The sequence below is a fragment of the Yersinia rohdei ATCC 43380 genome, from assembly GCF_000173775.1.
GTDB lineage: Bacteria > Pseudomonadota > Gammaproteobacteria > Enterobacterales > Enterobacteriaceae > Yersinia > Yersinia rohdei.
Window position 1 is genome coordinate 57,610 of the sequence record NZ_ACCD01000010.1, and the last position, 13,056, is coordinate 70,665.

A 13,056-nucleotide genomic window follows, 5' to 3' on the forward strand; every position below is an offset into this window, starting at 1 on the left:
GATAAGTACATGGTGTACTGACGCGGCCCTTGCGATGAGAGATGACTATGTTTGGTAAAGGCGGTATGGGCAATTTAATGAAACAAGCCCAGCAGATGCAGGAAAAAATGCAGCAGATGCAGGAAGAAATTGCCAAATTGGAAGTTACCGGTGAATCTGGCGCAGGTTTGGTAAAAGTAACAATTAATGGGGCGCATAACTGCCGCCGGGTTGAGATTGACCCAAGCCTATTAGTTGAAGACGATAAAGAAATGCTGGAAGATTTGATTGCTGCGGCCATCAATGATGCTGCTCGTCGAATTGATGAAACGCAAAAAGAGAAAATGGCTTCTGTATCCAGTGGTATGCAATTACCACCAGGCTTTAAGATGCCGTTCTGATGCAAACCAGTCCACTCCTTGAATCATTAATGGAGGCGTTGCGCTGCCTACCGGGTGTTGGCCCGAAGTCGGCGCAGCGTATGGCATTCCAACTGCTACAACGTGATCGTAGCGGTGGAATGCGTCTGGCGCAGTCTTTGACCCGTGCCATGTCCGAAATAGGCCACTGTGCTGACTGCCGCACATTTACCGAGCAAGACCGCTGCACTATCTGCTCCAACCCGCGTCGCCAGCAAAATGGCCAAATCTGTGTGGTCGAAAGCCCGGCAGATATCCATGCTATCGAGCAAACGGGTCAGTTTGGTGGGCGCTATTTTGTATTGATGGGGCATTTATCACCGATGGATGGCATTGGCCCGGGTGATATTGGTTTGGATTTGCTTGAGAAACGGCTTGAAACTGAAACTATCAGTGAAGTGATTCTGGCGACCAACCCGACTGTCGAGGGTGATGCAACCGCCAACTATATTGGCCAGATGTGCGGTCAATATGGGGTATTAGCCACGCGTATTGCGCATGGCGTGCCGGTGGGGGGCGAGCTGGAAATGGTTGATGGCACCACTCTGTCACATTCATTAGCCGGACGTAATCCGATTAAGTTCTAATGTTACCCAGTTTCTTTCTCATTTTATCTGGTGGGCGATGGCTTTTGTTATTGATTATCATATGGATGACTTTATTCATGATCTTCAGTAAATCGCCCCTGATTGAGGTTGATTCAGTTTCGGGTTAGTCGGGCGAATACGGCTATCGGCGTTCGGTTCGTTTATCCGGTTACGGCCTCTGCGGCACATTTTCTCTCCAATCAACTTTGTCAGCAGTTGCTCCTGATTCTTTGTTTTTTCTGCGTTATGACTTGAAACCCTCCTCTCTTGGCCCCATTTGATCTCCATCATTCGGCTATGTATACCTGTCGGCAATTTAGATTGAGGTAATTAATGAGTATGAAAGGTCAAGAAACCCGTGGATTCCAATCTGAAGTAAAACAACTGCTCCATTTGATGATTCACTCGCTTTATTCCAATAAAGAAATTTTCTTACGTGAGTTGATCTCTAACGCCTCTGATGCGGCAGATAAACTGCGTTTTCGCGCGCTATCTACCCCTGAGTTATTAGCTGGGGATGCCGATCTGCGCGTGCGCATCTCTTTTGATAAAGAAAAACGCACTTTGACCCTAAGTGATAACGGCATCGGTATGAGCCGTGATGAAGTCATTGATAATCTTGGTACTATCGCGAAATCAGGTACTAAAGCATTCCTTGAGTCTATTGGTTCAGATCAAGCTAAAGATAGCCAGTTAATTGGTCAGTTTGGTGTGGGCTTCTATTCTGCTTTCATTGTGGCGGATAAAGTCACAGTGCGCACCCGCGCAGCTGGCGCACCTGCGGATGCCGGTGTGTTCTGGGAATCAGAAGGCGAGGGTGATTACACCATCGCGGATATCACTAAAGAAGATCGCGGCACAGAAATTACATTGCACCTGCGAGCAGGTGAAGATGAATATCTGGATGACTGGCGTTTGCGCTCGGTTATTAGCAAGTATTCAGACCATATTGCCCTGCCGGTCGAGATCCAAAGCAAAAATGAAGAAGATGGCACGGTAACTTGGGAAAAAATCAACAAAGCCCAGGCATTGTGGACTCTCAGTAAATCTGAGATATCTGACGACGAATATAAAACTTTCTACAAACATATCGCGCATGACTTCACTGACCCACTGATTTGGAGCCATAACCGCGTTGAAGGTAAGCAAGAGTACACCAGCTTGCTGTATATCCCGGCGCAAGCACCTTGGGATATGTGGAATCGCGACCATAAACATGGTTTGAAATTGTATGTCCAGCGCGTCTTTATCATGGATGATGCAGAGCAGTTCATGCCGAACTACCTGCGGTTTGTTCGTGGTTTAATAGATTCTAATGATCTGCCGCTGAACGTCTCACGTGAGATCCTGCAAGACAGCCGCGTGACTCAGAACCTGCGCAGTGCGCTGACTAAACGTGTGCTGCAAATGTTGGAAAAACTGGCGAAAGATGATGCTGAGAAATATCAGCAGTTCTGGCAACAGTTTGGTATGGCATTAAAAGAAGGCCCTGCTGAAGATGCGGGTAACAAAGATATCATCGCCAAGTTATTGCGCTTTGCTTCAACCCATAGCGACAGTTCCGCGCAGACCGTCTCATTAGAAGATTATGTCGGCCGGATGGCAGAAGGGCAGGAGAAGATTTATTACATCACTGCTGACAGCTATGCTGCCGCGAAAAACAGCCCGCATCTGGAGCTGTTCCGCAAAAAAGGCATTGAGGTCTTGCTGCTATCAGACCGTATTGACGAATGGATGATGAGCTACCTGACTGAATTTGATGGAAAAGTATTCCAGTCAGTCAGTAAAGCGGACGATTCACTGAACAAGCTGGCAGATGAAGAAAGCCCAGAGAAACAAGAAGCGGATAAAGCGCTGGAGCCTTTTGTTGAGCGAGTCAAAACCCTGCTGGGTGAGCGCGTCAAAGATGTCCGTCTGACACATCGTCTGACCGACACCCCGGCGATTGTAACCACAGATGCTGATGAAATGAGTACGCAGATGGCGAAATTATTTGCTGCTGCGGGTCAGCAAGCGCCGGAAGTGAAGTATATCTTTGAATTGAATCCAGAACACGGCTTGGTCAAACGTGCAGCCGATGTTACTGATGACGCCCAGTTTGCTGAATGGGTCGAGTTATTGCTGGATCAAGCGCTGCTGGCTGAAAGAGGAACCTTAGAGGATCCGAATCAGTTCATTCGCAGAATGAATCAGTTATTAACCGCTGAGTAATAGGACGCCCTTGATAGACATCTATCAGGGGCGTTTTTTATCTAATATCAATTAGTTATAGTTTTATTCTGTTGTGTTTTTCTTCATTCAATCTCGCCCGCTAAACTCACGCGCCTTGAGCCAACCCCCCTGAAAATGGTATGGTTGCTTGTTTTCCGCAATTTCGATTTTTTTAAGTAAAAACACATAGAAAAACTACATAGCAAGGGGATTTACGCAATGCGTATCATTCTGCTGGGCGCTCCGGGCGCTGGTAAGGGTACTCAGGCTCAATTCATCATGGAGAAATACGGTATTCCGCAAATCTCTACTGGTGATATGTTGCGCGCCGCTGTAAAAGCAGGTTCTGAGTTAGGTCTGAAAGCGAAAGAAATTATGGATGCCGGCAAGCTGGTAACTGATGAGCTGGTTATCGCCTTGGTTAAAGAGCGCATCACACAGGACGACTGTCGTGATGGTTTCCTGCTAGATGGGTTCCCACGTACCATTCCTCAGGCTGATGCCATGAAAGAAGCGGGCATCAAGGTTGATTATGTTCTGGAGTTTGATGTTCCGGACGAACTGATTGTTGAGCGCATCGTTGGCCGCCGGGTACATGCGGCTTCAGGCCGTGTTTATCACATTAAATTCAACCCACCAAAAGTTGAAGATAAAGACGATGCGACGGGCGAAGAACTGACTATCCGTAAGGACGATCAGGAAGCCACAGTACGTAAACGTTTGATTGAATATCATCAACAAACTGCGCCTTTGGTTTCTTATTATCGTAAAGAAGCTGATGCGGGCAATACACAGTATTTTAAACTGGACGGAACCCGTAAAGTAGCTGAAGTCAGTGCAGAGCTGGCGACTATTCTCGGTTAATTCTGAATGGTAAGATAGCTAAGGCGGCCTGAGGTCGCCTTTATTATTTTACGGATACCGTCGAAACCTATTCGTCAGTGCAAATAATCGGCGTAATACCCACAACAAGGACTTCAGCATGAAGCAAAGCAAGCTTGGCGTACTGATGGTTAATCTGGGCACCCCAGATGCCCCTACACCACAGGCGGTCAAACGCTATCTGGCTGAATTCTTAAGTGACCGGCGGGTGGTAGATACCTCGCCCTGGCTGTGGTGGCCACTGTTACGTGGGGTTATTTTACCGATTCGCTCCCCGCGCGTGGCAAAATTATATCAGTCTGTCTGGATGGACGAAGGTTCTCCGCTGTTGGTGTATAGCCGGCGGCAGCAAAAAGCGCTCGCGGCACGAATGCCGGATATCCCAGTGGAGCTAGGCATGAGCTATGGCTCACCCAATCTACCGGGTGCTATTGATAAATTATTAGCACAAGGCGTGACCAGGCTGGTGGTATTACCGCTCTATCCACAATATTCGTGTTCGACAAGTGCGGCGGTTTGGGATGCTGTTGCGCGTATTTTGAAAGGCTACCGCCGCTTGCCATCAGTTACATTTATTCGTGATTATGCCGAGCATCCTGCTTATATTTCAGCATTGAAGCAAAGTGTCGAACTGGCATTTGAGCAGCATGGAAAGCCCGACCGCCTGGTTCTTTCTTTTCATGGTATTCCTAAACGTTACGCCCATTTAGGAGATGACTATCCACAGCGCTGTGAAGATACCAGCCGTGCATTACGCGCGGAGCTAACTTTGCCCGCGGAACACGTCATGATGACCTATCAATCGCGATTTGGCCGCGAGCCGTGGCTGACACCTTATACTGACGAAACATTAAAAAGTTTACCTTCGCAAGGTGTGAAACATATTCAACTCGTCTGCCCCGGTTTTTCTGCTGATTGTCTGGAGACATTGGAAGAGATCAAAGAACAGAACCGAGAGATTTTCTTACATGCGGGCGGTGAAAAATTTGAATACATTCCAGCACTGAACGACGACCAGGCGCATATTGATCTTTTAGAACAGCTAATAAAACAAGAGATTAACCCTGGGGCCCATTACTCATAATTTTGTCTGTTTTGACTACCACCAAAATGGTTTGTTATGACCTACTTTTGGCTCTCCCTTTTGCTTGTAATGCTTGTTTAGATGTATAAGAATTAGACGTTTATGATTGGCTGGCGCATCAATAAATTATGTAACCTTTGGTTATAAAATATATTTTAAGTTTAATTTAGACTAAAACCTGAGATCAGTGCATTGGTAGCTGTAAGCCAAGGGCGGTAGCGTGTCTGGATTTAGGTTGATATTCTCATCATCAATTGTGAAAACTAAATTTTGCTTGATGAGAAAAAGAAGAACTAATTAATAGGCTTAACAAACATGAGCAATATCATTTAATCCATCGCTGGAAATTAAAATGTCAGTGTTACGAAGAAATATTTTTTCTTTATTCATATTGCAAGGCAGTAATTATATTATTACCTTTCTGACCCTCCCGTATTTGACGCGAGTATTAGGGGTGGAAGGTTTTGGTGTTTATAGTCTTACACTATCAATAGCCCAGTATTTTGTTATTTTTATTGATTTCGGGTTTAACTTATCAGCATCGAAAAGAATTGCCGAACATCAAAATGAACCTGAATATATATCCAGGGTTTTCTTCGAAACACTCTTTGCTAAATCAATACTCTGTCTCATATCGATACTTGGTATTGTTTTGTTTGCATTCGTCAGTTCATTCTCAATTATTAGAAGTGAATTAATTTATACTGTTTTAATGCTAATAGGCACTGTATTAATGCCTATCTGGTTTTTCCAAGGGATAGAAAAACTGTCTGTTATTACCAAGTTAATGGTGATCTCTAGATTGGCATTATTGCCGTTATTCTTTATATTTGTTCGTAGTGATGCAGACATTAAACTTGCTATAATAATACAGTCGTCATTGAGTCTACTGGCTGGGATAATAGCAATAATATATATATATAAACAAAAATTAATACAAATAGTCAATTTTTCCAGTTTAAAAATAAGTCATACACTAAAAGATTCTCTGCCTATTTTCTGTGCCACGCTATCTAATAGTCTTTATACAATGAGCACCACCATTATCATCGGTATATTTAGCAGTGTTTATGAGGTCAGTATATTTACGGCTGCGGACAGGATGAAAGGTGCCATTCTCGGCGTGTTTTTGATTTTGGGTAATGCTTTTTACCCTAGAATAAACGCCTTGCTTGTTAATAATAAAGAACAAGCCTATGCATTGATACGAAAGATTTTTTATTGGCAAACTGCATTATGTTTGTTTATCATTTTATTTGTTGTTGTCTTTTCAAAATTGATTACCAAAATAATGTTCGGAGAGGAATATTCAGAAGTTGCTCCTTTGTTAATATTGTTTTCTCCTGTTTATTTTCTTATCTTACAGTCGGCCGCTTTGGGTAATTATATTTTACTGCCACATGGGCATAAAAAGGCCTATACAATCCTACCTATAGCATCAGCAATTATACATATTCCACTTTGTGCTTACCTGGCCTCAAAGTATGGGGCTTGGGGTGGAATAGTCTCGATTGTTACCGTTGAAGTTATATCATTAACTTTATTGGTCTTTATTCTAAAAAGAAAAAAATTATTATTCGAAATTCTGTATAGAAATAAACAAAATTTAATTCAATAAGGTATAGAAAACAGAATGATAGCAGTTACCGTGTTTACACCAACATTCAATCGAGCTGATTTATTAAAGCGTTGTTACCTGTCTATTTTGCAGCAAAATAGAGATGATATCGAGTGGTTAATAATCGATGATGGTTCAATAGACAACACGGCAGAAGTGATTAAAGAATTTAAAAATGAGAATAAAGTAAAAATAAATTATATATATCAAGAAAATAGCGGAAAACAAGCCGCCTGGAACTTAGCTGTTAACAAAGCAAATGGTGAATACTTTATCGGTTTAGATTCTGATGATGCTCTGGTTGCTGGTTCTATTGATAAATTACTTTCAATAAATACGGTATTTGATGATAAAGAAATCATGGGTATTAGAGCGGTTTCAGTGAGTTCAGCAACAATGAAGCCCAACAATGCTTATTTATTAAATGAAGATAAAAAAAGTTCATGGTTTGATGAGTTTCAATCAGGAATTAAAGGCGAGCGAATTGATTTTTTTAAAACTGAGTTATTGCGAAAATATCTCTACCCAATAACCTCGGGTGTGAAGTTTATTCCTGAAATTTGGTTTTATAGTACTGTATCTAAAGAGTATTGTTTTTACTACAGCTCAATTCAAGTGCGTATCTTTTTCGATGATGAAGAAACTAATCGATTGAGTAAGTCATCAATAAAAAAACATGCGATAGGTCACTATATATCACGTAAGGCTTTACTGGATAATGTACCTAAAAAAATATGGCTATCTCGACCAGTCGATTTTATAAAATCTGTTGTACGCCTTAATCAGGCTTTAACTATGATTGATAGCAAATATATCGACCATAGCAAATCCTCTATCTTAGTGAAAATTGTTGCATTGCCTGGTGTGATAATGAATAAAATTAAAAGGCAATAGGGTATTTTATGAAGAAAGTTGCTTTCTTTGGTGGCGATATCAGCCATACCGGTGGGACTGAGCGAGTAAGCATTGCTCTGGCTAACTACCTGGTTAACTATGGCTATCAGGTTGTCATTATCAGTTTGAGTGGCAGCACCCCGCCTAAATTTCATGTGGATGAACGCGTTAAATTAGTATCAATCTTTGATAAGAAAAGGCGTTTTTCACTGGCCTATTTTTCTGTTGTTTCGAGATTGCGCCGTATTTTAAAAGATGAATCCATAGATGTGCTTATTGATGTGGATACGATGTTAGCATTATTCAGCACTGTTGCCGTGATAGGGACAGGTATTAAGCATATTTCGTGGGAGCATTTTAATTATAAAAGTAATTTAACTGTAAAGTCGCGAAAACTTGCCAGAAGAGTGGCTGCTAAATATGCTGATGCCGTCGTCACTCTGACAGAGAAAGATCGTGAATATTGGTTAGCAGAAAACCCATATCCTGAAAAAATAATATCAATACCCAACCCATTACCTTTTGAACCCGACAGCGAACTTAACACAAAAAACAAAAAAACAATCTTGGCATTAGGGCGTCTAAATTATCAGAAAGGTTTTGATCTGTTGCTAGATATTTGGGCTGGAATTGAAAGTAATAATAATGGCTGGCAACTTATTATTGCCGGTGATGGTGAAGATAAAAAACTATTATTGGATAAAATAAAAGAGTTAAAGCTAAAAAATGTGGAATTACTTCCAGCCACCCAGAATGTCAGAGACTTATATAACCAGTCTGCAATCTATGTAATGACCTCTCGTTTTGAAGGTTTTCCTATGGTGTTACTTGAAGCCAAGGCCTGCGGGCTGCCCATTATTGCCTATGATTGTGATACTGGCCCCTCGGACTTGATCGCGGATAACGAGGATGGCTATCTTGTGCCATTTGCCGATAGTGACACATTTATTACCAGACTTCTGAAACTGATAAAGGATGATAATTTAAGAGAAGCAATGTCAATAAAGTCATTGGCCAGCGCTGAAAAATATAAGATAGAATCTACTATTGGAAACAAGTGGAAGAGTTTGATAAATAACATTAATAACTAAAAATCAGCGTTTAATTTTCAATAGAATGAGAGGCATCAGTGAACATATTATATATTATCACCGGACTTGGTATGGGAGGGGCCGAGAAGCAAACCGTCTTAATTGCTAATAAAATGTATGAAGCGGGTCATAAAGTTATGATTGTGTCTCTCACTGGCGAGACACTAGTGAAACCCCAAAATGGGGTTCAGTTAAGTGAGTTAAAGTTAGATAAAACTCCTTTTAGCTTGTTCAAAGGTTTATTCGCAGTTAGAAGAATAACAAAAAAATTTAAACCTGATGTTGTCCATAGTCATATGTTTCATGCCAATATCTTTGCCAGAGTTCTACGGCTGCTTACACATATTCCTGTTTTAATATGCACAGCTCATAATACCAATGAGGGCAGTTCTTTGCGGATGTTGGCATATAAATATACTGACAAACTCGCGACTATTTCTACTAATGTTAGCCAGGATGCAGTGGATTCATTTATTCGCAAAGGTGCAGCGAAGCCAGATAGAATGATTGCTGTATCTAATGGTATTGATACTTCCCAATTCGATTTTTCACTAAATGATAGAAATGTTAAAAGAGCAGAGCTAGGGCTTGCGGATGAAACGCCTATGCTACTCAGTGTTGGTCGATTAACTGAAGCAAAGGATTATCCTAACTTACTGACTGCATATTCTTTACTGCTAAAAAATAACATTTTTCAGAATGTACCTCGCCTATATATTGTCGGGACAGGTCATCTTGATGCTCATCTGGAAAGTATGGCTAAAGAGTTAAATATTGATAAATACCTGACATTTCTTGGGCAAAGAGATGATATCCGGCAATTAATGTGTGCTACTGATATCTTTGTTCTGTCTTCCGAATGGGAAGGTTTCCCGCTCGTAATTACTGAAGCCATGGCATGTAAGAAAATGATCGTTGCTACGGATGCCGGTGGTATAAAAGAGGCTTTAGGTGATTGTGGTGCAGTTGTTCCAATAAAAGATCCGGTCAGTTTATCTCAAGAAATAAATAAAATGATAAATTTATCTGATAAAGAAAAAGAGATATTAGCTAATAGAGTTAGAGAGCGGATTATAAAAACAAATTCTATTGAAAAAATAATAGAACGCTGGATGTCTATTTATACCCAATATAAAAGTAAATGATAAGTTTGATCGAAATATAATGAAAGTTGAAGGTGTATTTATAGTTTGTGTAACTATGAAATGAATTGGGGTTAAAATGTCAAAATTAATGCTATTAATATCAGTGTTCTTTATTGCTTCCGCAATACTAACGTATTTATTACGTTTTTATGCATTAAAACATAATATTATTGATACACCTAATTCTCGAAGTTCGCATGTTATCCCAACCCCAAGGGGCGGCGGGGTAGCAATAGTTATCAGCTTCCTCATAGGGATAATCTTGTTTTATTTTCAAGGTTATCTGCCTCTTTTATCGACGGTAGGATTAATTGTATCTGGTGGGGTAATTGCACTAGTGGGTTTTTGGGATGACCACGGGCATATTGCGGCTCGTTGGCGTCTTCTGGCGCATTTTTCAGCAGCTGCATTTTTGTTATTTTGTTTGGGTGGTTTCCCGCCATTAATTATCTCCGGATACAGTATAAATCTTGGAATTTTTGGTAGCCTGTTTGGATTGTTATTCCTGGTATGGATGCTGAATCTCTATAATTTTATGGACGGTATAGATGGTTTAGCCAGTATCCAAGCCATAACCTCCTGTCTTGGTGCTATTCTCATCTATGCTATCAGCGCTGATAACATTGCACTGGACAATTATCTGGTTCTTTGGTTACTTGCGAGTGCTGTTTTAGGATTTTTACTGTGGAATTTCCCACCGGCGAAAATATTTATGGGGGATGCCGGTAGCGGATTTTTAGGACTGATAATTGGGGCTTTAGCGATAAATGCGGGTTGGATAGAAACGAAATTTTTCTTCTGTTGGCTGATTCTGTTGGGGCTATTTATTGTTGATGCAACCTGGACTTTGGTACGTAGAGTGCTTGGTGGCTTTAAAGTTTATGAAGCTCATCGCAGTCATGGCTATCAGATTTTCGCGAGAAAGTGTAAACGTCATTTACCGGTAACATTATCAGCCATTGCCATAAATGTTATCTGGCTATTCCCTATTGCATTACTGGTTGGGTTAAACATAGTTAATCCGATAATAGCATTGATTATTTCCTATATTCCTCTTTTGTTTATTGATTATAAGCTTAATGCCGGTGTGAATAATAATTAACTTTTTTAGTTTGTAATGATATACCGGGTTAATTCAGTATTAAAATGGCGTATTCCGTCTTGGGGTTGGTATTATATGTTTCCCATTTTTTTATTATCTTTACCAAGATCTATTAAGCGAATCATTATGCTGCTGTTAGATGCTTTTCTAATTACGCTGGCATATTGGGGCGCTTTCTGGGTGCGACTGGATGTAGACAGCCCATTTACCAGTGTTTCACAATGGGTGGCATTGGCCGTAATTATCCCTCCGACTCTTTTTGTCTTTATTCGACTGGGGTTGTATCGGACGGTATTACGTTATGTCAGTGCTCAAATTGTTCGTGTCGTGCTCGCCGGTGTTGTATTGTCCTCCGGTTTACTGGTGTTCGGTTCTTATTTCTTAGGTGTATATTTGCCAAGAACCGTCTCTTTGATGTTCTTTGTTTTCTCGTTGGTTCTCATCTGTGGTTCACGGCTATTTTTTCGCATGCTATTAAACTATGGTGTCAGAGGTCAGATACCGGTAGTTATTTATGGTGCGGGCGCTTCCGGCCGACAATTACTACCTGCCCTCACACAGGCAAGTGAGTATTTCCCCATTGCTTTCATCGATGATAATCCTAAGTTACATAAAGCAGTTATTCATGGTGTGACCGTCTATCCCTCAGAAAAGCTAGAGTATTTAATTGGCCGCTATGGTATCAAGAAAATATTGCTCGCAATGCCGAGTGTTAGTCAAAGCCAGCGCCGGGCAGTCGTCGGTAAACTTGAAAATCTTTCTTGTGAAGTGCTCTCTATTCCAGGTATGTCAGATTTAGTTGAAGGTCGGGCGCAAATCAGTAGCTTAAAGAAAGTGTCAATCGAGGAATTGCTGGGCAGAGATCCTGTAGAACCTGATCAAAAACTATTAGCTAAAAATATTAAAGACAAAGTGGTCATGGTGACAGGGGCTGGCGGATCAATTGGTTCGGAATTGTGTCGCCAAATTATCTTCGAAAATCCAAGCATGTTAATTCTGTTTGATATTTCTGAATTTTCACTTTATGCCATTGATAACGAAATAGCCGCAATTTGCCGGAATCATCACCTTGATACAAAGCTGGTAGCTCTACTTGGGTCAGTACAAAGTGAAAAACGGTTAGCTCAAGTGATGGCCAATTTCAATGTTAATACTGTTTATCATGCCGCTGCCTATAAACATGTTCCCCTTGTTGAGAATAACGTGATTGAGGGGGTGAGAAATAATATATTCGGCACGCTCTCTTGCGCCAAAGCAGCAATTAAATCTGGGGTTGAAAAATTTGTTTTAATCTCTACGGATAAAGCCGTGCGGCCAACCAATACTATGGGCGCAACTAAGAGAATGGCTGAGCTGATATTACAGGCATTATCAAAGGAGCAAAATAAAACGAAGTTTTGTATGGTTCGCTTTGGTAATGTGCTTGGATCTTCAGGTTCTGTTGTCCCACTCTTTAAGAAACAAATCGCTGAGGGTGGCCCTATCACTCTCACCCATAAAGATATTATTCGCTACTTTATGACCATTCCAGAAGCGGCTCAACTGGTTATTCAAGCTGGTGCTATGGGGCAAGGAGGCGATGTTTTTGTCTTGGATATGGGGGACCCGGTTAAAATTATTGATTTGGCTAAACGGATGATTAACCTTTCGGGGCTTTCAATTAAAAATGAAGACAATCCCGATGGCGATATTGCGATAGAGGTTTCAGGTTTACGTCCTGGTGAAAAGTTATATGAAGAGTTGCTGATTGGGGAATCTGTACAGAATACTTATCACCCACGAATAATGACAGCAACTGAAGTTATGCTGGAATGGGAGCATTTGAACATTTTGTTAAATAGAATTGAGACTGCCTGTGATGATTTTAATTATGAATCTATCCGCGCTCTATTATTAGAAGCACCTACAGGGTTTCAACCAACAGATGGTATTTGCGACTTAGTTTGGCAAAAGACTCATGAGGAAAATGCAAAAAGACTCACTGTTCATTAATGGTTTGTAGTCTGCTATCTGGCTATATTTGCATTCTAATGTTTATGGAACT

The 13,056-nt window shown here is 41.1% G+C and carries 11 protein-coding genes; all 11 read left to right on the forward strand.

Going from position 1 to position 13,056, the window contains the following annotated elements:
* The first annotated feature begins 47 nt into the window (after nt 1-47).
* Nucleotides 48-380 (forward strand): YbaB/EbfC family nucleoid-associated protein, encoded by a 333-nt coding sequence (locus YROHD0001_RS09290; protein WP_004714615.1) that lies wholly within the window; start codon nt 48-50, stop codon nt 378-380.
* Nucleotides 380-985, forward strand: a complete 606-nt coding sequence (recR, locus tag YROHD0001_RS09285; protein ID WP_032816864.1) for a recombination mediator RecR — start codon at nt 380-382, stop codon at nt 983-985. Before YROHD0001_RS09290 ends, recR begins: the two co-directional genes overlap by 1 nt.
* 339 nt (nt 986-1,324) lie before the next feature.
* A complete protein-coding gene (htpG, locus tag YROHD0001_RS09280; protein ID WP_004714618.1) occupies nt 1,325-3,196 on the forward strand; it encodes a molecular chaperone HtpG in 1,872 nt (623 codons plus the stop codon).
* Nucleotides 3,197-3,415: 219 nt separating this feature from the next.
* Entirely contained in the window at nt 3,416-4,060 is a 645-nt protein-coding gene (gene adk / locus YROHD0001_RS09275) for an adenylate kinase (RefSeq protein WP_032816867.1), read from the forward strand.
* A gap of 118 nt (nt 4,061-4,178) precedes the next feature.
* Nucleotides 4,179-5,162 carry a ferrochelatase gene (hemH, locus tag YROHD0001_RS09270; protein ID WP_004714620.1) on the forward strand — a complete coding sequence of 328 codons (984 nt, stop codon included), beginning with the start codon at nt 4,179-4,181 and terminating at the stop codon, nt 5,160-5,162.
* 352 nt (nt 5,163-5,514) lie between these two features.
* On the forward strand, nt 5,515-6,780 hold the full coding sequence (locus YROHD0001_RS09265) for a flippase (protein WP_004714621.1): 1,266 nt from the start codon (nt 5,515-5,517) through the stop codon (nt 6,778-6,780).
* A gap of 15 nt (nt 6,781-6,795) precedes the next feature.
* Nucleotides 6,796-7,674: a glycosyltransferase family 2 protein gene (locus YROHD0001_RS09260; RefSeq protein WP_004714622.1), complete on the forward strand. Its 879-nt coding sequence runs from the start codon at nt 6,796-6,798 to the stop codon at nt 7,672-7,674.
* Between the two features lie 8 nt (nt 7,675-7,682).
* Entirely contained in the window at nt 7,683-8,765 is a 1,083-nt protein-coding gene (locus YROHD0001_RS09255; protein WP_004714623.1) for a glycosyltransferase family 4 protein, read from the forward strand.
* Nucleotides 8,766-8,803: 38 nt separating this feature from the next.
* Nucleotides 8,804-9,910 (forward strand): glycosyltransferase, encoded by a 1,107-nt coding sequence (locus tag YROHD0001_RS09250; protein WP_032816868.1) that lies wholly within the window; start codon nt 8,804-8,806, stop codon nt 9,908-9,910.
* A 76-nt stretch (nt 9,911-9,986) separates the two neighbouring features.
* Nucleotides 9,987-11,012 (forward strand): MraY family glycosyltransferase, encoded by a 1,026-nt coding sequence (locus YROHD0001_RS09245; protein ID WP_004714625.1) that lies wholly within the window; start codon nt 9,987-9,989, stop codon nt 11,010-11,012.
* 126 nt (nt 11,013-11,138) lie between these two features.
* The gene (locus tag YROHD0001_RS0117875; RefSeq protein ID WP_269429065.1) at nt 11,139-13,004 is read left to right on the forward strand and encodes a polysaccharide biosynthesis protein; all 1,866 of its coding nucleotides are present in this window, start codon (nt 11,139-11,141) and stop codon (nt 13,002-13,004) included.
* Nucleotides 13,005-13,056 lie beyond the last annotated feature (52 nt).